The following is a 25,269-nucleotide window of genomic DNA, read 5'->3' as shown; positions in this document are numbered from 1 at the left end:
CATGACCCGTTCATTACGAATCCTCTACATCGCGCTGTTTCTGGCGATCCTGCTGGCACTGGGAATCTGGTCGTTGCGCAGCTTCAGCGGCTTCTCGACGTCGCAGGAAACCACAGTGCTTAACGGTCGATGGACCAAGGCCGTGGAAACTCACTATGACGAAGAGTTTCCGATCAAGCGCCTGGGCACCAACCTCTGGGCAGCACTGGATTACAAGGTCTTCAACGAAGGTCGTCCTGGCGTTGTGTTGGGCAAGGACCAATGGCTCTACACCGACGAAGAGTTCGATGCAGTGGCCAACGGCGAGCAGAACGAAGCTGACAACCTGGCGCTGATTCAGGGCGTACGCGATCAGCTTAAAAAGCAAGGTACTGAGCTGGTGCTGGCGATCATTCCGGCCAAGACCCGTCTGTATCCGGAACACATCGGCAGCAATGCTCCAGCCAGTTTGCACACCGACTTGTACCAGCAGTTTCACGCGCAAGTCAGTCAGGCCGGGATTTTTGCCCCTGACCTGCTGACGCCGCTGCAAAACGCCAAAAACAACGGCCAGGTGTTCCTGCGCACCGATACCCACTGGACGCCCATGGGTGCCGAAGTGGTCGCGCAGCAACTGGGCGCAGCGATCTTGAAAAAGACACCCCTGAACGGCGATCCGCAGACCTTCGTCACCGAAGCGAAAACCAGTGAACCTTACACGGGCGACCTGACCAACTTCCTGCCACTGGACCCGTTGTTCAGCAACCTGCTGCCGAAACCCGATGACTTGCAACAACGCAGCACCAACCCTGCCGAGCCTGAGGCCGACAGCGGCGATGCACTGTTTGCCGATAATCAGGTAGCAGTTGGCCTCGTCGGCACCAGCTACAGCGCCAATCCTAACTGGAACTTTGCCGGTGCCCTCAAGCAGGCCCTGCACAGTGACGTCGTCAATTACGCCGAAGACGGCCATGGCCCGATCCTGCCGATGCTCAAGTATCTGCAGACCGACGCCTTCAAGAGCAGCCCGCCGCAGGTGCTGATCTGGGAATTCCCGGAGCGTTACCTGCCCGCTCACAACGACCTTGCCGAGTTCGATCCGCAGTGGATCGCAGAACTCAAAAAGGCTCGTGACCCTCAACAAAATCTGGCACTTACCGCCAACAACTCCGAGTCGCCCAACCGGGCGCAAAACTGAGAGGACTCTCAAAATGACCTTACAGACCACTCCAAATCGTTTGGCCACTTGCGTACGTACCAGCCGTCTGCTGAAAACCTGCGTCCTGGCCGCCAGCCTTGGCTTCGTTTCTTTGCAGGCCTATGCCGGTGATTCCGCGCTCTACGGCCCGACCGCGCCGAAAGGCTCGACCTTCGTGCGTGTCTACAACGCCAGCAATGCCGAAGTCAGCGCCAGCGTCGGCAATACCAACCTGAGCGAAGTGGGCCCATTGGCCAGCACTGATTTCAGCTTCATGCCCCAAGGCGACTACAGCGCCAAAGTCGGCAGCCAGACTCTGCCGGTGAAACTGGCGGGCGACCACTACTACACCATCGTCAACAACACCTCCGGCACGCCGCAACTGGTCGAAGAACCGCCGTTCAAGAACAAGCAGAAGTCCTTGGTGCGCGTGCAGAACCTGAGCGACAAACCGCTGACACTGAAAACCGCCGACGGCAAGACTGCCGTGGTCGAAGCCGTCAAAGCCAAAGGCACCGGCGAGCGCGAAATCAACCCGGTCAAAGTCAGCCTGGCCCTGTACGACGGCGACAAAAAAGTCAGCGACGTCAAGCCCGTTGCGCTGGAGCGTGGCGAGGCCGCCGTGCTGTATGTCACCGGTAGCGGAAGCAACCTGTCGCCGGTCTGGGTAAAACGCCCTACCGCGACTCGATAAACGATTGCTGATTCCGGCAAAACGCCGTTTTTGATTCACGTAGGAGCGCGCTTGCCCGCGATTGCATTAGTTCAGACGGTAGATATCCGTCGAATTTACGGCCCTTTCGCGGGCAAGCGCGCTCCTACAAGCGAAATTTACGGTCGGCGCTAGGCATTGTTGCCATGAGAGCGCCGACCGATGCCGCACAACAATAAGCAAGACGAAACGACAGAAATCGATTCAGCCCATTCGAACGCTTTTGCTATTGGAGAAACAAATGATTCCAGTGATCTTGTCAGGTGGCAGCGGTTCCCGACTCTGGCCGCTTTCGCGTAAACAGTTCCCGAAACAGTTCCTGGCGCTGACCGGCGACCACACGCTGTTCCAGCAAACCCTTGAGCGCTTGGTGTTCGAAGGCATGCAGCACCCGATCGTGGTCTGCAACAAGGAACACCGCTTCATCGTCAACGAGCAACTAGGCTCGCTGAACCTGGACACCCAATCCATTATCATGGAACCGTTCGGCCGCAATACCGCGCCCGCCGTGGCGCTGACCGCGATGATGCTGGTCAACGAAGGCCGTGATGACCTGATGCTGGTGCTGCCGGCAGATCACGTCATCGAAGATCAAAAAGCCCTGCAGCGCGCGCTGGCCCTGGCCACCGTGGCGGCCGAGCGCGGCGAAATGGTGTTGTTCGGTATCCCGGCCACCAAGCCGGAAACCGGTTATGGCTACATCAAATCCACCGCCGACGCGCTGCTGCCTGAAGGCGTGAGCCGCGTGTCGCACTTCGTCGAAAAACCAGACGAAAGACGCGCCACCGAATTCGTTGAAGCTGGCGGTTACTACTGGAACAGCGGCATGTTCCTGTTCCGCGCCAGTCGCTTCCTCGAAGAACTGAAAAAGCACGATCCGGACATCTACGACACTTGCCTGCTGACCCTGGAGCGCAGCACCAAAGAAGGCGAGAACGTCGAAATCGATGCGGCAACTTTTGCTCAGTGCCCGGACAACTCGATCGACTATGCCGTGATGGAAAAAACTCAGCGCGCCTGCGTTGTGCCGCTTTCGGCCGGCTGGAACGACGTTGGCTGCTGGGCATCGCTGTGGGCCGTGCATGACAAAGACGTCAACGGCAACGTCACCAAAGGCGACGTCATTCTGCAGGACAGCCGAAACTGCATGGTTCATGGCAACGGCAAACTGGTGTCGGTGATCGGTCTGGACGACATTGTCGTGGTCGAAACCAAAGACGCCATGATGATCGTGCACAAGGACAAGGTTCAGGGCGTCAAGCAGATGGTCAACACCCTGAACGAACAGGGTCGCACCGAAACCCAGAACCACCTCGAAGTCTATCGCCCGTGGGGCTCGTATGATTCGGTGGACATGGGCGGACGCTTCCAGGTCAAGCGCATCTCGGTCAAGCCGGGCGCCAGCCTGTCTTTGCAGATGCACCACCACCGCGCTGAACACTGGATCGTCGTGTCGGGCACCGCTCAAGTCACCTGTGACGAGAACGTGTTCCTGCTTACTGAGAACCAGTCCACCTATATTCCGATCGCTTCGGTCCACCGCTTGCGTAACCCAGGCAAGATCCCGCTGGAAATCATCGAAGTGCAATCGGGCAGCTACCTGGGCGAAGATGATATCGAACGTTTCGAAGACGTCTACGGTCGCTCCAACAACTCGGTGGAAGCAGGCATAAAAACCCAAACCATCGCGCGCTAATGCTCGCCTTCAACGAGTAGTAACGGCCCCCGTCGGGCCTCTGCGAATCCTATCCGCAGTGGCCCGACGGGGGCTTTTTTGTGGACCGGATATCAATACGCTCTCGCACAATACGTGGGAGCGGACCTGTCCGCGAATGCCGGGTTTCAGCCGACAGATGCATCGGATGTGACGACGTCTTCGCGGACAGATCCGCTCCCACAGGCTCCGAGCCTGCCCAAGAGATTTGGTCTATCCCTGCCCTTTCGGTACGATGCCCACATCTGCCCGTTCCGGACGCTCCCCCATGATCTTCGGCGCCATACTGCTGCTCACCTGGCTGGTTTTGCTTTTACGTTACCCGTCCAAAGCGTTGCCGGTATCCCTTGCAGCAGCTGCGGGATTGGGCATCGTTGCGTTGTGCGTGATCTGGCAGGACAGCCGCGATACCCAGCGGCTGGAGCGGCTGCAATTGCGTCTGGACTTCGCCCCGCAGCAATGCCCGATTGGTCGACCGCTGCTGGTGCTGATCGATAACGGCAACAAGGTGCCGCTGAGCGAACTGCGCTGGAAAGTGGCCGCTTACGCACCGGGCGATACCGTCAATCTCGCCGAAGACACTTACACCGCTCCGCGCTATCGCGGGCCTGGCGAATTGCTTCCCGGCAGTCAATGGCAGGACTGCCTGCCCCTGCCTCCGCTGCGCGCAGGTTATCGACCACAAACACTGGAATTTCGCGCCGAACGCCTGCAGGGCACCTTTTCGGATTAGCCCATAGGGCGCGCCCAACAAAACGCTATGTGGGAGGGAGCTTGCTCGCGACGCGCCGACCTGGCTAATGCATCTCTATGGGCTGGAACAACGCTTCGCGAGCAAGCTCCCTCCCACATCGCTCTACGCAAGGAAAACCCGCCATGCCCGTTGTTCTGATCACAGGTAGCTCAAGCGGCATCGGTCGCGCCATGGCCGATGCATTCAAGTCGGCCGGCTATGACGTAATCGCCACGGCACGCAAGCCAGAAGACGTCGTCCGACTCAATGCAGCAGGCTTCTTCGCTATTGAGCTGGACGTCAATGACCCCGCAGCGCTAGAACAATTAGTGACCACGCTGAAGCAACGCAATACCCCGCTCGAAGTGCTGATCAATAACGCAGGTTACGGCGGCATTGGCCCGCTGCTCGATGGCGGCGTCGAGGCGCTGCGCAGGCAATTTGAAACCAACGTGTTTTCCATCGTCGGCGTCACGCGCGCGTTGTTCCCGGCGCTGCGGCGCAGCAAAGGATTGGTGGTCAATATCGGCAGCGTGTCAGGCGTATTGGTCACGCCCTTTGCCGGTGCGTATTGCGCGTCCAAGGCGGCAGTGCATGCGATGAACGAAGCCCTGCGGCTTGAGCTGGCACCGTTTGGCATTCGCGTCATGGAAGTCCAGCCTGGCGCCATCGACACCCAGTTTGCCAACAACGCCAAACGCGAAGCAGAGAGCGTGATCCACGAAGGCTCACCGTGGTGGCCGCTGCGTGACAGCATCCGCGCCCGGGCCAACGCCTCGCAAAACAATCCAACACCCGCCGTCGACTTTGCCCGAGATGTGCTCAAAGCCGTGCAAAAAAGCCGACCGCCCCGTCTGCTGAGGTCCGGCAACGGCTGCCACGCCCTGCCGCTGCTGGCCTGGTTGCTGCCAAAAGGATTGCTGGATCGGGTGTTGAGCAAACGGTTTGGGTTGGGCGGGAAATTATAATATTCGCGATAAGGGTTTTTTTACCTATCGCGAATCACTCTAGCAGGACTATTGAAAAACTTTTAGTCACTGCTAGTTTAATGAAACGCCATTAAAAAACCGGCGCGATAGCTTTAAAAACAAGGAGCGTTAGCATGAGCACGAAAGACGAAAAACCCGGCAATAAAACCGTATTACCTCAGCAGGAACAACCTTCCTATGTAGAGGGAGCCGTAAACAACATCATTACGAAAAACATGCTCGACACATCGTTCACCGTAGTAGTACCCGTTGTTAGCACCAGCTACAACAGGACTGTCATGAGTGTTCACGGGATTACTGGAACAGGAGGAACTGTCACGATCTCTGAACCGCTGGTAGACAATCAAGCACATAGGATAGTAATAAGAAATAGCTCGCTCGCCCAACCATTCTCTCCCGGCGAACAGGCTTATATTCACACTATTATCATTGTAAAACCTGAGTTCGGCGGTGGAAGTCGAAATTTGCCTGACTCGCCGCTTTACACATTCGCAACTTCGTAATCTTTAATTACTTTTTCGCAATCAGAACCACCGAAAACGTAATCCTCGCCGCCAAACCCGCAGCCGGTACGTGCCCCAAAATGAATACGTACCGGCAAGATGGGCCAATCGCCCCCGGTTGAATGTCGGATAAACGTCAGCGGTGCTGACAAAATCCCGCAGCACAGCCGCAGAAATCAGCGTGAAACACGCCCCCGCCCTATCCGGACAGACGACTTTTCCGACAGCCGTTTCCCATGCCTGTCGCCATACTCCGTGACGAACGTCAGCCACACTGCTGACGCCTAACGTCAAGGATGACGAACATGAGCGACGAGCAAAGCAACATCCGGGTGCCGGACACGATAGAGACCGAAACCCCCGCACTGGATACCGCGATTGAAGAAATCGCCCACTTCTTCACCAACGTCGTAAACCCCAGGCTCTTCAGTCCTATTGCCTATATCGAATCGGCAATCGCAAGAATGGTGGAGGAGTCAGGAGCAACGCCGCAAATCAAAGCCGCCATCACCAGCCAAACGCTGATTACCGTGCGCTATCTGGAACATCTGCCTGCGCCTTTTTCCGGTCCTATTCAGGGCGGCATACCTAACTTGCTGCCCAGAAGCAGGCAATTCAGACTGTTCGACATCGTCACCGACAGCTACCTCAAACAGCTGCAAAACGGCACAAGCCTGCGCATCATCTGGCCTCCCGAATACCCCAATGCCCTCACCACAGCATTGGAAAGTGCCGACTTGCAAAGCGATTACAAGAGCGAAATCGACACGACATTCGTGCGCCCGGATGTCGAGTACATCTCCAAACTGCTGATCGAAAACGAGCTGGACACTATCCTCAACGCGTATCTGAGCCGCGGCGACATTACGGCCGATAATCGCAGCCTGGTGAAGGAATGCCTGGACAAGCAAATCAAACTGCAAACGGTTCAATTTCATCGGGCCAGCGGGGTACGCCTGGGACAGGTCGCGCGGCTGGCGTGGCCCAAAGACAGTGAGCACGCCGCGACCCGAAACAGCTTGCTGATTTTCCTTGGCGTTACCCCCGGGATGGCGGTGCTGGAGCTGCCCGCCAGCAACACTCAGCGCATGATATTTGTCACACGCTCTGCGACGCTCAAGCGCCTGATACTCGAACGCCTGCCCATTTATGAACGGCTCAGGGACGGTAACGACAGCCTGCTCTATAGGAAGACTTACCTGGGCACGAAAGCCATAACCCGGCCTTCTCTGACGTTCGTCGACAGCGACGATATCGTCGGCGAGCTGTATGTGCTCCGGCTCAACCGAATGTTGTCGGACATGGACACGCTGATCTCCACAGACGCTGAACGCTTCGCTGACAAAAGCCTTGAGCTGGGCGTGGCGATGTTGCAAGGACTCTCTATGGCCGTGCTGTTGCCGGCGGGCAGCGCTGCATTGGCGGGGAGGATGGTCGCCTCGTTCCTCTTAGGGATGACGGCATCGACGCTGGAAACGATTCGCGGCGCCCTGGCCGACACACCGCATCAAGCAAGCGAGCGCTATACAGTTGCTTTCATCATGGGCATTTCAGAAATAGCAGGGCCGCTTGCACAAAAGATGCTGGGTAAAGCCCTGTCAGCAGCGATGCAATCGAAGGTCAGCACACGAGTCGCCAGATTGCTGCGCAGCTACTATCTTTCCACCCCCGCGCGGCTGCCTCATCAGGTAATGGGCGCGATACGTAAACCCACTATGGCGCAAATCGAACGTTTCAAAGTGGCGCTCACCCAACAGCTCGCAACGGGACCTGAGCATGCGCAAAAACTAATCAAGCGTCAGGGGCGGATGTTGAACAGGCCTGTGGAAGGTCATGACCTGACGATCTGGCGCGGCCAGGTGTTTCGCGGCGACATGCGGCCGCCCGAAGTGGTGTTCAAAGAAGGATTCCAGCTGCGTACGCCACCTGGGGATATCAAACGCGATATTCATCAGGTCACCGGTGTGCGCGGTGGATTCGGCGGTGGTCACGATGCGCTGGACCCCGACGGCAAGGGCATCTCCACGTCGCTTTTTTACCTGGAGGAAAACACCGGGGCATTCGTCTATGGCGGCGGCAAAGGCGGTTACACCTACCTCATCGATGCTCGCCGGTACGAGGGCTATCACCTCTACGCCAACCATTACAAAGCGCAGTATCCGAAGGCGCCTCCTGTCGACTTCAAGCCGACCGAGATCAACTACGCCGAGGGGCTGGCCGGGTCCACGGTGCTCGGGGCCTACGACAGGCTCGGAGTGTTTATCCCCAACCCCCCAGCCTTGCGCAAGCTGGGCCGCGAGCAGGCCAAAGCTGCCATCAGAGAGCTGCTGGCAGCGTCGGCAGCCGCAGTGGCGATCAAACCGGGTGCGGCTTTAAACGCTCAGGCCCAAGATTTAGAGATCGATCCTGCCTATCTCTACAACTGATCACCCGGATTGACGATCACAGTACAAGTGATGCCCGCCGCCAACACCACGCCGGCCGGTACGTGATCCAAGTGAATACGTACCGGCACGCGCTGGGCCAGGCGCACCCAGTTGAAGGTCGGATTGACGTCGGCGATCAGTTCGCGGCTCTCCGGGTTATCGCGGTCGTAGATGGCGCGGGCGATGCTTTCGACGTGGCCTTTCATGACTTCGCCGCTCATCAATTGCATATCCGCCGGATCACCGATATTGACGTGGGGCAACTTGGTTTCTTCGAAGAAGCCGTAAACCCAGAACGAGTTCATGTCGACCACCGCCATCTTCGCCTCGCCGATGCGCGCGTAGTCGCCGCGATGCACGTTAAGGTTGGTCACGTAGCCGTCGACTGCCGCCAGCACTCGGGTGCGTTTGAGGTTCAGTTCGGCAGCTTCCAGTTGCGCCTGGGCCAGTTGGTAATCGGCCTGGGCGGAGGTAGCGACGTTGGACGCGTCTTCGCGGCTTTCGGCTGAAATCACCAGATTGTCCATATCGGCGCGGCGGCTGGCATTGACCTTGCGCATTTCCCACGTGGCTTTGCGCGACGACACCAGCGCCTGCGCCTGCTTGACCGCCAGCTGATAATGCTCGGGGTCGATCTGCATCAACAGATCGCCCTTTTTCACCTGTTGGTTATCGCGCACCGGCACATCCACCACAGTGCCTGTCACGTCGGCGGCAACGTTGATCACGTCCGCGCGCACACGCCCGTCGCGGGTCCAAGGCGTGTCCATGTAGTGAATCCACAGCAGCCGGCCTATCCAGATGGCCAACGCCAGCACCAACAAAGTGGCAATCAGACTCAAGAGCTTTTTCATCTCAACCAACGTGCCTCAACGGTAAACAGTGAGCGCCATGGCGCCGAAAATGCAGCTGAACAGGCTCAGACGCAGCAGCGCCGGATGCCAGAAAAAACGGTATAGATCGAGCCCCGACATCAACCGGTCCAAGGCCCAGGCGATAAACATCGCCACCACGAACATCACGGTCACGGTGGGCATGTAAACGCCGTGGAAAGCAATTTCACGCGGCATGCAGAAGTCCTTGGGGCTCGTGGTTGGGGGCGTAGGCGGCGAGCGGCGACTGCGGGTCGAGCAGCGAGGTGCGGATGAAGTGCAGATGGCTCTTGACCCGACGCAACGGCGAAGTGTCGAAGTGCGGTGCAAAGGGCTCGTCGGTCTGCGCCACGCAGGTAATGGCGTGATCGACGGCGTACAGACTGCGCTCCAGATTGTTGCGATCCGGCTGGATAAACAGCCGAATCAGCGAGCGCCCCATGACACGAATCGCCTGTCGCCAAGCTTGCGATTCGGCGTAGCTGGGATGGACCGGCAACACATCCTGCTCGCGACGCAGTTCGATGATCGCCTGACCGATTTCCAGCACCACGAACATCCAGCGCAGCAGATTGCGCTGCACTTCAGGACGCCCCGCTGCCAGGCCGTAGGCTTGATGCATCAAATCCCGGGTGCGGCTTTCGAAGCCTGAACGCATGCCTTTGAGCGGCGCGCTGATGGCAAACACCACTTGCCGTCGCAGGTCATTTTCCAGCCGCCGCCATAGCCAGCGACTGTTGGGCGGCAGGATGATCGCACCCGCGGCTGCACACAGCAGCATGCCGATGACCATGGCGATGTAGTCGTTGATGAACACGTACGGGTTGTAGACCGTGAGGTTGTCGGGTGCCGATCCAATGCTGAAGAAGATCAGCAAGCCCAAACCGTATCCGGCCCACTGCGGACGCGAGGCCAGGAATGCGCCAAGGGCAAACACCGGCGCCAGCACCATGCACAGCAAGGGAAAACCGTCGATCTGCGGGAAGATGAAGAAAGTTTCGAAAAACCCCAGCACCGCACCGAGTGCCGTTCCGCAGGCCATCTGGAAAGACATGCGGCGCGGATTGGGGGTGGTCGCCGAAAGCGCCACGGTGGCTGCCGACACCAGCGTCATCGTCGCGCCGCTGGGCCACGCTGTCGCCACCCAATACACCGACATCACGCCCAGTATGAACGTCGCCCGAATACCCGACGCGGCTGAGGCCATCCAGTTGGTTTTCGACAGGAACGGCTCAACCCACTTCTCTCGCTCGTGGTTGTGATCCGCCAGCGAAGCGTGGGTTTGCGCGTAGTCGTGCATGTCGTCGACGAAGCGATAAAGCAGTTCATAGGCGGTATGAAAATCCAGCAGCTCGTCGTCGCTGGGTTCGCTTTTCATAAACTCGGCGCGAAGGCTGCGCACCCGCTCGGGCAACTCCGCCTGGTAGGCACTTAACCGGCTCGCCAGCAGCTTGGCATCCGCATCGATCAGCGCGCGCCCTGAGAACTGATCAAGCAGAGTCGCCAGTGACGCAAGGCCTGGTTCGATGGCTGTGAGGGCCGTCGTTTCCCCACGATTGCGCAGGCGTTCGAGCAGCTGATGCAGCGCATTGAAACGCGTGGTCAGGGTCATGAATTCGCTGTTCAGGCGATTAAGCCGCCCGTTGCGCCGACGCATGTGCGGGTCTTCAAACACGGTGACCGCACGCAGCCCTTCCAGCCCGACCGCATCGGCAATGAAGCGCACATTATTGGCTTCGAACGCCGCAGGATCGGAGGTGCCGCGCAGCCCATGATTGACGAATGCAGCGAAGACGCCGAAGCGCTGATACAACGCGTTGCGCATCGATGCGCCGGAGCTTTGCGGCAGGATCGCAGCCGTGACCAGCGTCGAACAGGCGATCCCCAGGGAGATTTCCAGCACCCGCCACATGGCCGCCATAAACGATGTTTCCGGGTGTGCCAGCGCAGGCAGGCCGGTCATCGCTGCGGTGTAGCCCGCCAGCACGAAACCGTAGGCGCGGAAGTTGCGATAACGGGCTGCGCCAGCGCAACAAAAGCCAACCCACAGCGCCAGGCTGCCGAGAAACAGCTCGCTGTTTTGTGCGAACAGCGCCATCAGCAGCACCATCACCACCGAACCCGCCAGCGTGCCGAGGAAGCGATAGAAACTCTTGGCGAACACGTGCCCGCTCTGCGGCTGCATGACGATGAACACCGTGATCATCGCCGTGCGCGGTTGCGGAAGCTCCAGACGCATCGCCAGCCAATAGGTCAGGAACGCGGCAATCAGCACCTTGAAAATGTAGATCCAGGTCACGCCATCGCTGCGCGCCCAGCCGTTGAGTTCCCGGCGCCATGGCAGAGCGGTGAAGCGGTGCAGGAGAGTGGTCATTTCAGGTCACGGCCGGTGGCGACCGGCCTATCGCATTCGCGGACAGGTCCGCTCCCACAAGGCGAAGTGGAGTTTTCGTGGGAGCGGACCTGTCCGCGAAGAGGCCTGAATCGGCACTGCACAATTATCTGGTTCACTGATCAAACACCGCCAACGTCTTAGGCGTCTTCGGCGCAGCCGTCCGCTCCTGCTCCGGCGAATCATTGCCCGCCATCAAACCGCCACCCAACGCCACCACCAACTCGGCATGCACGGTCAAACGCGCAGCCTGCACTTGCTGTTGCACCTGCTGCTGATGAAACAGCAATGTCTGCGCGTTCAGCACATTCAGGTAATCGGTCAGCCCGCGTTTGTAGGCGACCATCGCGATGTCGTAAGTCCTCTGCGCCGTCGCCACCGATTCATCGGCAAAGCCTTGCTGCTTGTCCATCGACGCCCGGCGAATCAGCTGGTCGGAAATGCTCTTCAGCGCGTTCACCAGGGTCTGGTTGTACTGCGCCACGGCCTCGTCATAGCCCGCCGACGCTTCGCCCAGCTCGGAACGCAAGCGCCCACCGTCGAAGATCGGCAACGTGATCGCCGGACCGACGCTGTAGTTGAATTTCTTGCCGGTCAAAAATTCCAGCATGCCGCCACCGGTGGCCATGTAACCGAGGCTACCCACCAAATCGACGTTGGGATAAAAGCCTGCGTGCGCCACATCAATGCCCCGCGCCTGCGCCGCTACACGCCAACGGCTGGCGACCACGTCCGGACGCTGCCCCAGCAATTCGGCCGGCAATGCCGACGGCAGTTTCAACGCCGCTTGCAGCGACAGGGTCGGCCGGTGCAACTGCGCGCCCTCCCCCGGTCCTTTGCCTGCCAGTGCTGCAATCTGGTTACGGCTCAGGGCAATGGCCTCGTCCAGCGCGTCGATCTGGCGGTGGGTTTCCGGCAACGGAGTTTCAGCCTGGCTGACCTCGAAATGCGTGCCGATGCCACCCTGCAGACGCCGTTGCGCCAGGTCGAGAATCTGCTGTTGCTGAGCGAGCGTGGCTTGGGCGATATCGCGCTGGGCATAGTTGAGCGACAACTGGATGTAAGCGCGGACCATGTTGTCCTGCAATTCCAGCTGTGCCTGACGCTCTTGCGCCGCGCTCATATGGGCAAGGTCCAGCGCGCGTTCGCTGTTATTACTTTCACGGCCCCACAGGTCCAGGGAATAACTCAGCCCCAAGGATGCGTTGTTGTCCCACGTGCTGGTGTTGGATAACTCACCGGGACCATAGAACTGGTCTGTCGGCCAGTTGTGCCGTTTCAGGGTGCTGTCGCCGTTGATCTGTATCGACTCTGCCGATTCGGCCACGCCCGCCATGGCTTTCGCCTGACGCACGCGCGCAGCAGCCATCGCCAGACTCGGGCTGCCAAGCGCGGCCAGGTCGATCCAGTGATTGAGCTGATCGTCGCCATACGCACGCCACCATTGACCTGCAGGCCAGTGGGCGTCTTGGGCCGCGTCTTTGATGGCTTCGTCGGTGGCCAGCGTATTGGCTGGCAATGAGGTGCCTTGAGGGGCTATCCCGCCCGTTCCGATGCAGCCGCTGATGACCAACGTTAAAGCCAGAACAGTGAGGGGCTTGAGCCCTCTGATGATGCGACGCGGCACAGCTGCAAATACCCGAATGAAGAGGAATACCAAAGGAGCCGCGATTCTAGGATGCGTCTGCCACGGCGATAAGCCGGGACTTCTGTGAATCTTTGTTACCGAACGAAGGATAATCCTTTGGTATGGCTGACATGGATCAGTTACTTCATGTCACAATTTGCCATCTCTCCAGAGAACGGCCAATGGACACTCTGCAAAACATGCGCGCTTTCAGTTGCGTGGCACAAGCGGGCAGCTTCACTGCAGCAGCAGTTCAGCTGGACACCACCACCGCCAACGTCTCGCGGGCAGTCTCTAATCTCGAAGCCCACCTGCAGACCCGACTGCTCAACCGCACCACCCGACGCATCGCGCTGACCGAAGCAGGCAAGCGTTATTTGCTGCGCTGCGAGCAGATTCTGGGGTATGTCGAGGAAGCCGAAGCCGAAGCCAGCGACGCCCACGCGCGACCTTCCGGGCAGCTTCGCGTGCATTCGATGACCGGTGTCGGCCAGCATTATGTGATCGACGCCATTGCCCGTTATCGGCGCAATCACCCGGACGTCTCGTTCGACCTGACCATGACCAACCGCGTGCCGGACCTGCTCGAAGAGGGCTACGACGTTTCGATCGTGCTCGCCAGCGAACTGCCGGATTCGGGCTTCGTCTCGCAGCGTCTGGGCATCACCTACAGCATCGTTTGTGCGTCTCCGGCCTACATAAAAGCCTTCGGCACCGCCAACAAACCGGCCGATCTGCTTAATCACGCCTGTCTGCGTCTGATCAGCCCGGTGTTTCCGGTGGAGAAGTGGGCATTCGATGGCCCTGATGGCCAGGAAGTGGTGACGATTGCCAACTCGCCGTTCCTGGTGAATTCGGCCGATGCGATGACGGCAGCGATCATCAGCGGTATGGGGATTGGCAATCTGCCGATTTACTCGGCCATCGAAGGGCTGCGCAACGGCACGCTGGTCCGGCTGTTGCCGCAATACCGTTCCCATGAGCTGAATCTGTACGCCATTTATCCTTCTCGTCAGTACCTAGACGCGAAGATCAAGACCTGGGTCGAGTACCTGCGCGGCTCGCTGCCGGAAATCATGGCCGCTCATGAGGCGGACTTGCAGACCCACGCAGTGCTTGAGTCGGTCTAACGGCGGCAACGATCCATTGAGACACGCACGCAATTTCTGCGTCATACGCAAAACCTGTGGGAGCGGACCCGTCCGCGAAGATGCCGGAACAAACGACATATCGTTAGCGCCCGGACATCCGTCTTCGCGGACGAGTCCGCTCCCACAGGTATCGAGTACCGTCAGATAATCCTCGATCTGATGAAAGAAAAAGCTCCCGCTGCCAATCCCCCGGCAAGAATGTTAGCGTGCTACGCAACTCACTTCTGAACTGCCCGAGAGAAGCTATCCGATGAAAAAGACCGTCCTTGCCTTCAGCCGCGTGTCCCCGGAAATGGCCGAGCGCTTGCAGCAAGATTTCAATGTGATCATCCCTGATCCGAAAAAAGGCGACCTCAACCAGCAGTTCGATGAAGCGCTGCCCCACGCCCACGGCATGATCGGCGCGGGCCGCAAGCTGGGCCGTGAGCAACTGGCAAGCGCGACGCAACTTGAAGTGGTATCAAGCATTTCGGTCGGTTACGACAATTACGACGTCAGCTATCTGAGCGAACGCGGGATCATGCTGACCAACACCCCGGACGTACTGACTGAAAGCACGGCAGACCTGGGTTTCTCCCTGATCATGAGCAGCGCCCGCCGCGTCGCTGAACTGGACGCCTGGACCAAGGCCGGCAACTGGACGCGCAGCATCGAAGCGCCGCATTTCGGCACCGATGTGCATGGCAAGACGTTGGGCATTGTGGGCATGGGCAACATTGGCGCAGCAGTGGCGCGTCGTGGGCGCCTGGGTTTCAACATGCCGATCCTCTACAGCGGCAACAGCCGCAAGGCCGAGATTGAGCAGGAGTTGGGCGCGCAATTCCGCACGCTGGATCAGCTGTTGGCTGAGTCGGACTTTGTATGCCTGGTGGTGCCGTTGAGTGAGAAGACCAAACACCTGATCAGCACCCGCGAACTGTCGCTGATGAAGAAAAGCGCGATCCTGATCAACATTGCACGCGGCCCGATTGTCGACGAACCGGCGCTGATTGCAGCGTTGCAGAACGGCACCATCCGTGGCGCCGGGCTGGATGTGTACGAGAAAGAGCCACTGGCCGAGTCGCCGCTTTATAAGCTGAGCAACGCCGTAACCCTGCCGCACATCGGCTCCGCGACCCACGAAACCCGTCAGGCCATGGCAGACCGCGCCTACGCCAACCTGCGCGCTGCGCTGCTGGGCGAGAAACCGCAGGATCTGGTGAATCAACAGGTGTGGAAGGGGTGAAATTCTTCGGTGCCTGATCCAACGCCTTCGCGGGCAAGCGCGCTCCTACAGATGACCGTAGTCCGCTGTAGGAGCGCGCTTGCCCGCGATAGGCCGTTTCAGACGCCACAAACCTCAAGCCAGCTTCGCCCCCACCGGCACCACTGTCTTAGGCTTTCTGAACACCAACACATTACCCAGCATCACCAACACCAGCCCCATCAGCGCCGGCGCCGTCCATTGGTAGCCTTCGGCGAACGCCGACACATTCAGCGCCACCACCGGGAACAATACCGTGCAGTAGGCCGCGCGCTCCGGCCCCATGCGTCCGACCAGTGTCAGGTACGCGGTAAAGCCGATCACCGAACCCGGGATCACCAGATACAGCAGCGAACCGATGTACCGTGTGTTCCATTCGAACGTGAACGGCGTGCCGCTGATCAGGCAATAAACGCTGAGCATCGCCGCGCCGTAAAGCATGCCGTAGGCGTTGGTGGTCAGCGGGCGCAGACCGGCCTTCTGCTGCACGCTCGACAGCATGTTGCCCGCCGAAAAGCAAAGGGTCCCCAGCAGCGCCAACCCCAGGCCAATCAGGGTTTCGTGGCTGGCGCCATGCCCCGCCAACTGCGGCCAGAACAGGCACGCAAGCCCGACCAACCCCAGTGCGCCACCGGTCAAGACGTTACGGGCGATCTTTTGACGAAAGAAGATCCGCGCATTCAGGGCATTCCACAGCGTGGAGGTTGAGAACACCACCGCCACCAGCCCGCTGGGAATCCACTGGCTGGCGTGCAGGAAACACATGAAGTTGACGCAGAACAGGCACAAGCCCTGGGCCAGACAAATCAGCTGCCCGCGCCGATTGACCGGCTGCAGTTTGCCACTGAACAACAGCATGGCGAACAGGATCAGCGCCGCCAGGCCGAAGCGATAAACGATAGAAACCGGAATCGCCACATCGCCCAGTTGCAGCTTCAGGGCGATCCAGGTGGTGCCCCAGATCAAGACGGTCAGCAGATACAGCGAGATGTTCATGGCGGGCTCCTCAATGAAGCCTCAGTCTGAACAGTCAGCACGGCGGGCACTTGCACAATCTTGCGCATTTGATCGGCAGGTGGCTGGCAGCGCGGTCGCTACAGCGTAGGATGCAAGGCGTGAATCATTACATTCGATCTAACTCTTGTGGGAGCGGACCCGTCCGCGAAGGGGCCAGTGAATCCGATACATCGTTTCCATCTGATACACCGTATTCGCGGACGGGTCCGCTCCCACAGGTTATGCACCGAGTTCAACCCTATGCCACCCCTCGAAACCATCCAGGTGTTCCAGTCCCTGAACAGCTCGCCCAATGCTCGTCTAGAGCAGAGTGCGTCGCTGGGCGACGGGATGGTGGCGGCGTTGTGGAATAACCGGCATGACGCGCAGGAGTATCACGGTCCGACGCATCACACGTTGTCGTGCTACATCGATGGCGGTCTTGGCACGCACCGGCGCGGTCAGCCGGACAATAAAGGCGCCCCCGGCAAGTTGTGCATTTTGCCCGCAGGCCATGAATCGGCATGGGTAGTAAACGGGGAAATTCGCTTGGCGCATCTGTACATCAGCCCTGAACAGTTCGCCCTCAGCTGCGTGACGATGCTTGACCGTGAACCCCGAGAAATGGCGTTGCGCGAAAGCACTTTCACAGACGACCCGCTGCAGGCCATGCGGTTTCGCCAGCTTATTCAGATGGACTGGAGCGAGCCCGGCGAACGGTTGCTGGCCAGCAGCCTGGCCCATGAAATGCTCAATCACACGATGCTCGCTCAAGTCGGGCCGCGAGACGGCGTGCGTTTGAAAGGCGGGCTGGCGCCGCATCTGCGTCGGCAGTTGATCGAGTTCATCGACAGCCACTTGGCCGACCCACTGAGCCTTGGGCAACTGGCAGGAATGTGCGCTCTGTCGGAATACCATTTTGCGCGGATGTTTCGTGAAAGCTTCGGTGTGCCGCCCCATCAGTATTTGCTCGCTCGCCGACTGCTCCGGGCGCGCCTGTTGCTGCGGACCACCCGCCTGGCTTTTGGCGACATCGCGCTGGATTGCGGCTTTGGCAGCGCCAGCCACTTCAGTAATCGCTTTCGCCAGGCAGTGGGGGCAACGCCGGGGGAGTATCGGTTGGCGTTTGTTTGAAATCTTGCAGCGTCTGATCCGACGCTTCGCGAGGAAGCGACGGCCTACAAGAATGGCACTCCAACGTGTAATCGCCACAGGACATACCGTTGTAGGAGCGCGCTTGCCCGCGATTGCATTGGGTCAGTCGGTGGCAATGAGTCGGGTAGAATGTCTTCGCGGGCAAGCGCGCTCCTACAAGGATTGCGGCAAACATGTGGGAGGGAGCTTGCTCGCGATTACGATGCACCGGTCTCGAATCAAAACTCCAGCGTCGTCGCCACCACCACTTGCCGCGAATCCCCCATGGACACGAAGTATCGGCTCACTGCCGAGCTGTAATACGTGCGATCGAACAGGTTTTTGACGTTGAGCTGAACCTTCACTTTCTGCCCGTCCAGACGGGTTTCGTAGGTGGCGAACGCATCGGCAACGGTGTAACCCGGCAGGTCAAAGTCGTTGTCCGGATTGCCCGCCCTCCGCCCCACATAATGCGCGCCGGCGCCCAATCGCAAGCGATCGCCACCAAACACCGATCCCACGTCATACACCGCCGACAACGACCCACTGTGTTTGGGCACGTTTTGCAGGCGATTGCCTTTGAGCGTCGGATCTTCAATCACTTGCGCATCGGTGAACGCGTAACCGCCGATCAGGCTCCAGCGCTCGGACAACTGCCCGCTCAGGTCCAGCTCCAGACCACGTGACCGCACCTCGCCTGCCGTGCTGTACACCGTGTTGGCGGTCAACGAATCAAAGTTCGCCACCAGCACGTTGCGCTTTTTGATATCGAACAGCGCCAGTGTCCCGCTGAACGCGTCCGGCACCTCCCACTTGGCGCCTAGTTCCCAGGATTTCGCCTGCTCGGGCAGCGTGGCCGAATCCAGCGTGGTGCCCCCCGCCAGCGCAGCGATGCTGGAGTTGGGCTTGAAGGACTCGGTGTAGCTGCCATAAAACGACAGCTGATCATCGACGCGATACACCAACCCGGCGCGTGGTATCCACTTCTGGCCATTCAGGTCGGTATTGACGGTGAACGGCCGTCCCTTTCCAGCCACCTGGTCGTACATTTGAAAGCGTGCGCCGGCGACCAGAATCCAGTGATCAGTCAGGTGAATCGCGTCCTGAGCGAACACCGAATCAGTGCGCAGAATATCGCTCTGATTGCTGTCCGGCAGGCTGGCCGCCGTGCCCCTCGGCTCCAGACCATAGATCGGGTCGAGGTAGCTGAAGGTGGTCTGGCTTTTCTGGCGAATCAACTCGCCACGGTAGATTTTGCGGTACTCGTCATCCAGCCCCAGCAACAGGTCGTGTTGCATCCCCAGTAATTGGGCGCTGCCATTGAGCGTCATCGTCGTGAAGCGGTCGGTGCTCAACGCGCCCCCCGTGCCGTCTATCGAGCGAGTCAAAGTGCCGTTTACGGGATTCACCGCCGTGATCCGCACCTGACTGGCGTCGTAGGTTTCGCGGTTGTAGCTGTATCCCAGGTGCCCGGTCCAGTTGTCGTCGAATTGATGATCGGCCTCGAAACGATACAAGCCCGAGCGCCCTTCCATGTTGTTGAACGGCTCGTCCAGCCGCCGCGTCGCCGGGATGTCCAGCGGGTGCCCGGTACGCGGATCGATGGCCGTGCCGCGATCAAACGGGAAGACGAACTCGCGATGCTCATAGGCAGCAAGCAGCTGCGTGGTGTCGCCATACCAGGCCAGCGACGGGGCAATCAGCGTCTCGCGGTGTACGCCGAAGTTGCGCCAGTAATCCTCGTCTTCGTGGTCGAGGATCAGGCGATAAGCCAGACCGTCCAATTCCGGGCCGCCCAATGGGCCGGTGCTGTCCAGCGTGCCGCCGCTGCCGTTCTTGCCGTTGCCGAAAGTCGAGCCGCGTGCAGTAAGGGCGTTATAGGGCGTCATTTCCGGACGTTTACTAACCACATTCACCACCCCGCCCGGGTCTTGAATGCCATAAAGAAGGGTCGATGGGCCTTTGAGCACTTCGATGCGCTCGGCGCTGGCGTTGAGGCTGCGGCCCTGCACCACAGGCATGCCATCGCGCATGATCGAGCCGTCCCGATTGTCGCCAAAACCCCGCTTCATCAGGGTGTCCTGCGTGCTGCCCAGCGTGTTGCCCTGAGTCACGCCGCTGACATTGCTCAGGGCGTCATCGAGATTGCGCGGCGCCTGATCACGCAGCACTTGCGCGGGCACAACGCTGATGGCTTGCGGTGTCTGGAGGATTGGCGTGGATGAGCGGACGACTGAACTGCCCGACGGCGGCTGGTAGCTGAACGCTGATTGCGAGCGCGAGTCGATGGTGGTGGCTTGCAGGGTGATCGCCTCTTCGCTCGCGACCGGCTCCAGCGTGAAGGTGCGCTCGGTGGCGCGGCGGTAGGTCAATCCTGAACCGCCCAGCAGGGTTTTCAGCGCCTGTTCCGGGTTGTAGGCACCTTCGAGCGCGGGGGTATTGATGCTGTAGGGCGTTTCCTGGACGTAAACAACGCTCAGGCCGGTGGTGCGGGTGAAGTCACTGAGCGCCTGAGGCAAGGATTTGGCCGGGATGGCGAAGGTGAACACCGGTTCGGCGGCCTGGGCGCAGAGACTCCAGAGCGCGAGTATCAATCCCCAGCAAACCCTGTAGGAGCGCGCTTGCCCGCGATAGCATTTTATCGGCACTTGCGAACTCGACTGACCCACTGTTTTCGCGGGCAAGCGCGCTCCTACAAGGCAGGGAGGCGCGTTTCTCACCGCAGCACAATCACGCGGCCAAACAGTTCGGTCTGCTCAAACCCGACCACTGACTTCAACCCCGCCAGTACCGCCTCAGGGTCATGGCTGGGGAAGCTGCCGCTGATGCGTTTGGCTGCAAGCTGGTCGTTGAGCAACACGATCCGGCCGGGGTAATAACGGCTCAGATCGTCGATCACGTCGGCCAGCGGAGTCCGGTAATAATTCAGCCAGCCCTGACGCCAGGCCAGGTGGTTTTCGCTGTCTACCGCAGCCGGATCGCGGGTACTGAGCGCGTCATAACTGACTTGCTGTCCAGCGTTGAGCAGTTGTTGTGCATGATCACCGCCAGCACTCACCCCCACCTTGCCCGACAGCACTGTAACTTGGGCGCCCACCGGTTGCAGACGCACTTCGAACTGCGTGCCCAACACCCGGGTTTCGCCGCCATGAGCATCGACCACAAACGGCTGACCGGTATGGGTCACTTGAAAAAATGCTGCCCCTCGACGCAACTGAACATGGCGTTCGCCCTGTTTGAAATCGACGGCAATGGCGCTGTCGGCGTCCAGCGTGACCTGAGACTGATCGGCCAGCGTCACGGTCCGAACTTGCCCCGGCGCCGAGACATAATCCGCACCGAAATCATCCATCCAGCGTTGCGGCTGCCAGCCCATGCCGACGCTGACCGTCAGTACCAGACACGCCGCCATCGCCAGACCTACACTCCAGCGCGGCAACGCCCTGCGTTTGGGAGCGTCCATTGCGGCCATCAGCGCCTGAAGCGTGGCATCGTCTTCACGAGCAAGTTGTGCAGCGGGCCCTTCGCTCAACTCCCACAGCACTTGCGCCTGGGCGTAGGCTTCGGCGTGCGCAGGATCGGCGCGCAGCCAGCGGCCGAAATCAGCGTGATCGGCGGCGTCAGGCTGATCATGCAAACGGATGAGCCAGACCAGCGCGGCCTGGTGCTGATCCGCAGAAACGTTGATGGCTTCAGATGACGCGTTCATCGGCGAGCGTCCTCTGACTGGCTTCGCAGGGCGCGGGCCGGCAACGCGTCGTGATCAAGACTCGCCTTGCAGGCCTGCAGGGCGCGCATCATATGTTTTTCCACCGCGCTTTGCGAAAGCCCCATGACCTTGGCAATTTCGGCGTATTTGCGGCCGTGGATGCGGTTGAGCAGGAAGATCTGCCGGGTCTTTTCCGGCAGACCGCGCAACGCGGCTTCGACATAGCGCAAATCGTTTTTGGCTTGCAGTGCGGCATGAGGTTGATCGTCGATCACGTCTTGAGGCTGCGACATGCATTCTTCACTGACCCGCGCCCGCGTGCCCTCATTGCGCAAATGGTCGATGGCGATATTGCTCGCGCAACGCAGCAGATAGGTGTTGAGCTCTTCGACTTGCACCAGCGGACGCCGCCAGAAGCGCACGAACAAATCCTGCACCAGATCCGCTGCCGTGGCCCGACATCCCACGCGGCGGCTGACCAAGGCTTCCATCTGCGGACGCTGGGACAAAAACACCTTGAGAAAATGCGCGCGACTGCCGCTTGCCCCGTCCTGGTCTGCGCTTGAGGGCAGAGGTTCTGGCGTATCGGGAGTCGGTGAAGTCATCAGGCTCACGTCAGGCTAACCACTGACTGACAACAACGACGGGGCTAATCAGCAAACCCACGCCGGCCAGCAACAGCACCAGCCGAGGGCGCAAGGACATCGCGATCAACAACACCAACGCACTGACCATCAGCGCGGCGAACCATTGCACCAGGCCGATACTCAAGCCACCGGCCACCACGCCCGCCCAAACGGACAACAGCAAAGTGAGCCAACCCAGCACGCGCAATAGCTGACGGCGCCCAGGCGCCAGCTTGCCGCCGACCACATCGGCATAGTGACGGCTCATCGACAGGCTCAGCGCGGTGAACCCCAGATAACACAACAGCGTGGCGAGGAACATCAGTGCGCCTCTCGATGGGAGGCCATTTTTTCGCGAGCAAGATCCCTTCCACGGACGTCGGCCAGATAACGTTTTTGCGTGCTGCTAATTTGTGTGGGAGTGAGCTTGCTCGCGATGCGTTTTTGCCGCGTCACCCGAAACTTCAACGCCGTCCATCCAAGAAACAACCCAACCGCCAACGCCGTCAGATCCAGCCCGGGCATTGCCCAATGGCCCTGTTCAATGGCGTCCAGCAAATAAGGCCCGGCCGTCAGCCCATCGAGTACCGGCAAACCGGCAAACAACACGGCGCCCAGCCCCAATTGTTCGCGCCACGCGGCAGCACCTTTGCGCACCAGGGCGTGCAGCACTGCCAAGCCCCAGACGATGAAGAAGATGTTCACTTCCCATCCTTCGCGTGCGGTAAAGCTGACCGGCAACAAGCGATTGGCCCAGAAAAAACTCACCACCGCCAGCATCAGCCCAGCCATGCTGGCAACGTTCAGCACTTCAACCAGACGCAATTCAAAGGGCAACACGCCAGCGCTCGCATGCTTGAGGCGGCGCTTACCGAGCCACATCACCAGGCCCGTCCCAATCAACGCCGTACCGCCCACGCCAAACACAAAGTACAGCCAGCGCAGCACGGGCCCGGCGAAGTGGCCCATATGCAACCCGTACAGCGTCCCCGCCAGTTTCAGTGGCGCCGCGCTCATCACGCTTTCACTGTCCAGCGCACCGGTAGTGCCGTTGAAGGTCATCCCGGAGCCTGGCTCGTAGACAATCCGATTATCGTCGCCGCGCACCACAGTCACCGTTGCGTTGGCGTCGCCCGGCCGATTCACCACCACTCGCGCCACCGCAGCACCCTGCCAATGCTCGCGCGCGGTATCTACCATCGCTCGCAATGGCGCCAGCGGCACAGGCGTGCCAGCTGCCTGCACCGGTTTTTGGGAAGGAAACAGATCGTTGAAAAACGCTTGAGGGTTGCCGTCATAGGCCGTGAGGATGCTCGCCGGCATGACCATCGTCATGAAGATGACCAGACTGCTGTAGGTGATCATCAGGTGAAACGGCAGGATCAGCACGCCGACAGCGTTATGCCCGTCGAGCCAAGAACGCTGGCCTTTGCGCGGGCGGAAGGTGAAGAACTCTTTGAAAATCTTCTTGTGGATGATGATCCCGCTGATCATCGTCACCAGCATGACCATCGCGGCGATCGCCGCCAGCCAGCGTCCCCAGGGATATGGCATCTGCAGCTGGAAATGGAAGCGGTAGAAAAACTCACCCCCTTTGGTTTCACGCGCGTTGGCCTTGGTGCCGGTCAGCGGGTCCAGCGTCTTGTCTTCGAAACCGCCCGCAGCTTTTTGCCACATCACCGACAGACCGGGTGAACGCGCATCGGGCAGGCTGATGAACCAACGCGGGGCGTCGGCGGCGTTTTGCTGGAGCCAGCTTTGCGCGCGGTCCAGGCTCAGACCTGCGTCCACGTCACGCACCTGGACTTCCGGCTGCGCCCATTGTGTGATCTCGTCCTTGAAATACGACATTGTGCCCGTCAGGAATATCGCGAACAGCAACCAGCCGAACACCAGTCCCGCCCAAGTGTGCAGCCAGCCCAAGGATTGACGCAGTCCCTCCTTCATGACAGCCACCGCCCGACACCATAGAGCGCTGCGAACGCCGCCGATGGTGCCAATACCCCGAACCAGGCCTGCCACGCGTAGCGACAGGCGAAACACCAGAGCGCGATCAGCAACCAGGCCAGAAACGAGACCGTCATGGCCAAAACCACGGATTCAGCGCGGGTGAATGGTAGCCATTGCGCCAGGCACACGCTGAATAGCGCTGCCACCAGATACCCCCCCAATGCCGCAGCGAGCACGCGAGAAGCCACCGCCAGACGCCAGCGCAGGGAAATCCCCCCTCGTCTGGCTTTGCCTGCCTTGCGTCTACTCATCGCAACGCCTTCCATCAGCAAAAAACACCCGGATGAGCGCAGGAGATTTCGCCAATATTTGTCTGAATCGACATCGGGTGCTGTCCCCTGGAAGGTGGTAGTGGGTAGGAATTCGTAAGAACTGGCGTACGACGGATCGCAATATTAATGATAAATATTCTCATACGCAAAGGATGCCGACCCAAAGTTCCGCACTACGGTGAAATATATTCTCTGTGATTAGGGGTTGAATTGTTCCTTCATCGGCGCCAACACTGTGAATGAGGGCAGACGAAACTCAGTGACGTCGAGACTCTCCCGAGCAAGCCAAAGTAAGGGAAGAACTATGCAAATCCAGGTCAACAGCGATAACCACATCGAAAGCAGCGTGCGACTGGAGGAGTGGGTACGAACCACCGTTGAAAGCAACCTCGACCGCTATGAAGAAGATCTCACCCGCATCGAAGTCCATATTCAGGACGAGAACGGCGATAAGCCCGGCCCGCATGACATCCGTTGCCAGATGGAAGCCCGGCCAAAAGGACACCAACCTATTTCTGTTACCCACAAAGCCAGCTCTCTGGACTTGGCGGTGGACGGCGCGGCCGTAAAACTTGATCACGCGCTGGAACATCTTTTCGGCAAATTGCGCAGCAAACGCGGAGGCGTCTCGTCCATCAGCACAGCACGCGATAGCGATATAGAAAGTCCGGATGCACTGTTGCAAGAAGAATTTCTGGAAAAAGACGACGCTCTGCACGGTTAATCCGGCAGCATTCGAGGATCGACTGACAACAGTCGATTCACGATTCAAGCGTTAATAAAGGGCGGGCCTGTGCAAACAGGCTCGCCCTTTTTTGTTTTTCCGGATCGTACGCAGGCCACGGGGGACAAGGGCTGCACACAAAACAGGCGGACCGTGCCTTATTGGTGCTGACAGTGGGCAGTGGGGGCATTTGGCCGTTACGCGTTTTCCTGGGTTAAGTCTCTAATGCGTTCGTAAATGTCGCATCCACGCCGCTGAA

Annotated in this window: 22 protein-coding genes; 11 read left to right on the top strand and 11 right to left on the bottom strand. The window is 59.5% G+C overall.

All coding sequences use genetic code 11. From position 1 onward, the window contains the following. Position 1 precedes the first annotated feature (1 nt). From ACWKV9_RS19090 to ACWKV9_RS19060, 7 genes are all read left to right on the top strand, one after another. Complete coding sequence (locus ACWKV9_RS19090; protein WP_483837690.1) at positions 2-1,177, top strand: alginate O-acetyltransferase; 1,176 nt, start codon at positions 2-4, stop codon at positions 1,175-1,177. Between the two features lie 13 nt (positions 1,178-1,190). Further along, a complete protein-coding gene (locus ACWKV9_RS19085; protein ID WP_483837689.1) occupies positions 1,191-1,871 on the top strand; it encodes an alginate O-acetyltransferase AlgF in 681 nt (226 codons plus the stop codon). A gap of 259 nt (positions 1,872-2,130) precedes the next feature. Further along, the gene (locus ACWKV9_RS19080; RefSeq protein ID WP_483837688.1) at positions 2,131-3,585 is read left to right on the top strand and encodes a mannose-1-phosphate guanylyltransferase/mannose-6-phosphate isomerase; all 1,455 of its coding nucleotides are present in this window, start codon (positions 2,131-2,133) and stop codon (positions 3,583-3,585) included. A gap of 286 nt (positions 3,586-3,871) precedes the next feature. Continuing rightward, positions 3,872-4,336: a multidrug transporter gene (locus tag ACWKV9_RS19075; protein WP_483837687.1), complete on the top strand. Its 465-nt coding sequence runs from the start codon at positions 3,872-3,874 to the stop codon at positions 4,334-4,336. 143 nt (positions 4,337-4,479) lie between these two features. Further along, positions 4,480-5,304: an SDR family oxidoreductase gene (locus tag ACWKV9_RS19070; protein ID WP_483837686.1), complete on the top strand. Its 825-nt coding sequence runs from the start codon at positions 4,480-4,482 to the stop codon at positions 5,302-5,304. A gap of 134 nt (positions 5,305-5,438) precedes the next feature. Further along, positions 5,439-5,828, top strand: coding sequence for a hypothetical protein (locus tag ACWKV9_RS19065; protein ID WP_483837685.1), 390 nt, complete (start codon positions 5,439-5,441; stop codon positions 5,826-5,828). Positions 5,829-6,133: 305 nt separating this feature from the next. Next, on the top strand, positions 6,134-8,254 hold the full coding sequence (locus ACWKV9_RS19060) for a hypothetical protein (RefSeq protein ID WP_483837684.1): 2,121 nt from the start codon (positions 6,134-6,136) through the stop codon (positions 8,252-8,254). Here the strand turns inward: ACWKV9_RS19060 and ACWKV9_RS19055 are convergent. The 4 genes from ACWKV9_RS19055 to ACWKV9_RS19040 form a co-directional block, all read right to left on the bottom strand. Next, positions 8,245-9,108, bottom strand: coding sequence for an efflux RND transporter periplasmic adaptor subunit (locus tag ACWKV9_RS19055; protein ID WP_483837683.1), 864 nt, complete (start codon positions 9,106-9,108; stop codon positions 8,245-8,247). The genes ACWKV9_RS19060 and ACWKV9_RS19055 overlap by 10 nt on opposite strands. Positions 9,109-9,123: 15 nt before the next feature. Then, positions 9,124-9,324, bottom strand: a complete 201-nt coding sequence (locus ACWKV9_RS19050; protein WP_483837682.1) for a DUF1656 domain-containing protein — start codon at positions 9,322-9,324, stop codon at positions 9,124-9,126. Continuing rightward, on the bottom strand, positions 9,314-11,500 hold the full coding sequence (locus tag ACWKV9_RS19045; protein ID WP_483837681.1) for an FUSC family protein: 2,187 nt from the start codon (positions 11,498-11,500) through the stop codon (positions 9,314-9,316). Before ACWKV9_RS19045 ends, ACWKV9_RS19050 begins: the two co-directional genes overlap by 11 nt. Before the next feature lie 133 nt (positions 11,501-11,633). Continuing rightward, positions 11,634-13,145: an efflux transporter outer membrane subunit gene (locus ACWKV9_RS19040; RefSeq protein WP_483837680.1), complete on the bottom strand. Its 1,512-nt coding sequence runs from the start codon at positions 13,143-13,145 to the stop codon at positions 11,634-11,636. A gap of 182 nt (positions 13,146-13,327) precedes the next feature. Between ACWKV9_RS19040 and ACWKV9_RS19035 the strand changes: the two genes are divergently transcribed. Continuing rightward, positions 13,328-14,275: a LysR family transcriptional regulator gene (locus tag ACWKV9_RS19035; protein ID WP_483837679.1), complete on the top strand. Its 948-nt coding sequence runs from the start codon at positions 13,328-13,330 to the stop codon at positions 14,273-14,275. A 271-nt stretch (positions 14,276-14,546) separates the two neighbouring features. Then, a complete protein-coding gene (locus ACWKV9_RS19030; protein WP_483837678.1) occupies positions 14,547-15,521 on the top strand; it encodes a 2-hydroxyacid dehydrogenase in 975 nt (324 codons plus the stop codon). A gap of 114 nt (positions 15,522-15,635) precedes the next feature. Here the strand turns inward: ACWKV9_RS19030 and ACWKV9_RS19025 are convergent, their stop codons facing one another. Beyond that, entirely contained in the window at positions 15,636-16,535 is a 900-nt protein-coding gene (locus ACWKV9_RS19025) for a DMT family transporter (RefSeq protein WP_483837677.1), read from the bottom strand. A gap of 261 nt (positions 16,536-16,796) precedes the next feature. Between ACWKV9_RS19025 and ACWKV9_RS19020 the strand changes: the two genes are divergently transcribed. Beyond that, the gene (locus tag ACWKV9_RS19020; protein ID WP_483837676.1) at positions 16,797-17,669 is read left to right on the top strand and encodes a helix-turn-helix transcriptional regulator; all 873 of its coding nucleotides are present in this window, start codon (positions 16,797-16,799) and stop codon (positions 17,667-17,669) included. A 239-nt stretch (positions 17,670-17,908) separates the two neighbouring features. Here ACWKV9_RS19020 and ACWKV9_RS19015 read toward each other — a convergent pair whose 3' ends face one another. From ACWKV9_RS19015 to ACWKV9_RS18990, 6 genes are all read right to left on the bottom strand, one after another. Next, a complete protein-coding gene (locus ACWKV9_RS19015; RefSeq protein ID WP_483837736.1) occupies positions 17,909-20,263 on the bottom strand; it encodes a TonB-dependent siderophore receptor in 2,355 nt (784 codons plus the stop codon). Between the two features lie 122 nt (positions 20,264-20,385). Beyond that, positions 20,386-21,378, bottom strand: coding sequence for a FecR family protein (locus tag ACWKV9_RS19010; RefSeq protein WP_483837675.1), 993 nt, complete (start codon positions 21,376-21,378; stop codon positions 20,386-20,388). Further along, positions 21,375-21,986, bottom strand: coding sequence for an RNA polymerase sigma factor (locus tag ACWKV9_RS19005; protein WP_483837735.1), 612 nt, complete (start codon positions 21,984-21,986; stop codon positions 21,375-21,377). The genes ACWKV9_RS19010 and ACWKV9_RS19005 overlap by 4 nt, the downstream gene beginning before the upstream one ends. A 7-nt stretch (positions 21,987-21,993) precedes the next feature. Further along, positions 21,994-22,326: a DUF3325 domain-containing protein gene (locus tag ACWKV9_RS19000; RefSeq protein ID WP_483837674.1), complete on the bottom strand. Its 333-nt coding sequence runs from the start codon at positions 22,324-22,326 to the stop codon at positions 21,994-21,996. Further along, positions 22,326-23,951: a PepSY-associated TM helix domain-containing protein gene (locus ACWKV9_RS18995; protein ID WP_483837673.1), complete on the bottom strand. Its 1,626-nt coding sequence runs from the start codon at positions 23,949-23,951 to the stop codon at positions 22,326-22,328. Before ACWKV9_RS18995 ends, ACWKV9_RS19000 begins: the two co-directional genes overlap by 1 nt. Further along, complete coding sequence (locus tag ACWKV9_RS18990; RefSeq protein WP_483837672.1) at positions 23,948-24,265, bottom strand: DUF3649 domain-containing protein; 318 nt, start codon at positions 24,263-24,265, stop codon at positions 23,948-23,950. The genes ACWKV9_RS18995 and ACWKV9_RS18990 overlap by 4 nt, the downstream gene beginning before the upstream one ends. 325 nt (positions 24,266-24,590) lie before the next feature. Between ACWKV9_RS18990 and ACWKV9_RS18985 the strand changes: the two genes are divergently transcribed. Next, on the top strand, positions 24,591-25,010 hold the full coding sequence (locus ACWKV9_RS18985) for an HPF/RaiA family ribosome-associated protein (RefSeq protein ID WP_483837671.1): 420 nt from the start codon (positions 24,591-24,593) through the stop codon (positions 25,008-25,010). Positions 25,011-25,269 lie beyond the last annotated feature (259 nt).

Source organism: Pseudomonas corni, from assembly GCF_057128765.1.
The sequence above is the reverse complement of the archived record's forward strand: the minus strand, read 5'-3'. Positions and strand labels throughout refer to the sequence as shown.

Coding starts and splice junctions, on each gene's coding strand:
- ACWKV9_RS19090 (WP_483837690.1), top strand. CDS start 2: ATGACCCGTTCATTACGAATCCTCTACATCGCGCTGTTTCTGGCGATC.
- ACWKV9_RS19085 (WP_483837689.1), top strand. CDS start 1,191: ATGACCTTACAGACCACTCCAAATCGTTTGGCCACTTGCGTACGTACC.
- ACWKV9_RS19080 (WP_483837688.1), top strand. CDS start 2,131: ATGATTCCAGTGATCTTGTCAGGTGGCAGCGGTTCCCGACTCTGGCCG.
- ACWKV9_RS19075 (WP_483837687.1), top strand. CDS start 3,872: ATGATCTTCGGCGCCATACTGCTGCTCACCTGGCTGGTTTTGCTTTTA.
- ACWKV9_RS19070 (WP_483837686.1), top strand. CDS start 4,480: ATGCCCGTTGTTCTGATCACAGGTAGCTCAAGCGGCATCGGTCGCGCC.
- ACWKV9_RS19065 (WP_483837685.1), top strand. CDS start 5,439: ATGAGCACGAAAGACGAAAAACCCGGCAATAAAACCGTATTACCTCAG.
- ACWKV9_RS19060 (WP_483837684.1), top strand. CDS start 6,134: ATGAGCGACGAGCAAAGCAACATCCGGGTGCCGGACACGATAGAGACC.
- ACWKV9_RS19055 (WP_483837683.1), bottom strand. CDS start 9,108: ATGAAAAAGCTCTTGAGTCTGATTGCCACTTTGTTGGTGCTGGCGTTG.
- ACWKV9_RS19050 (WP_483837682.1), bottom strand. CDS start 9,324: ATGCCGCGTGAAATTGCTTTCCACGGCGTTTACATGCCCACCGTGACC.
- ACWKV9_RS19045 (WP_483837681.1), bottom strand. CDS start 11,500: ATGACCACTCTCCTGCACCGCTTCACCGCTCTGCCATGGCGCCGGGAA.
- ACWKV9_RS19035 (WP_483837679.1), top strand. CDS start 13,328: ATGGACACTCTGCAAAACATGCGCGCTTTCAGTTGCGTGGCACAAGCG.
- ACWKV9_RS19030 (WP_483837678.1), top strand. CDS start 14,547: ATGAAAAAGACCGTCCTTGCCTTCAGCCGCGTGTCCCCGGAAATGGCC.
- ACWKV9_RS19025 (WP_483837677.1), bottom strand. CDS start 16,535: ATGAACATCTCGCTGTATCTGCTGACCGTCTTGATCTGGGGCACCACC.
- ACWKV9_RS19020 (WP_483837676.1), top strand. CDS start 16,797: ATGCCACCCCTCGAAACCATCCAGGTGTTCCAGTCCCTGAACAGCTCG.
- ACWKV9_RS19010 (WP_483837675.1), bottom strand. CDS start 21,378: ATGAACGCGTCATCTGAAGCCATCAACGTTTCTGCGGATCAGCACCAG.
- ACWKV9_RS19000 (WP_483837674.1), bottom strand. CDS start 22,326: ATGTTCCTCGCCACGCTGTTGTGTTATCTGGGGTTCACCGCGCTGAGC.
- ACWKV9_RS18995 (WP_483837673.1), bottom strand. CDS start 23,951: ATGAAGGAGGGACTGCGTCAATCCTTGGGCTGGCTGCACACTTGGGCG.
- ACWKV9_RS18990 (WP_483837672.1), bottom strand. CDS start 24,265: ATGAGTAGACGCAAGGCAGGCAAAGCCAGACGAGGGGGGATTTCCCTG.
- ACWKV9_RS18985 (WP_483837671.1), top strand. CDS start 24,591: ATGCAAATCCAGGTCAACAGCGATAACCACATCGAAAGCAGCGTGCGA.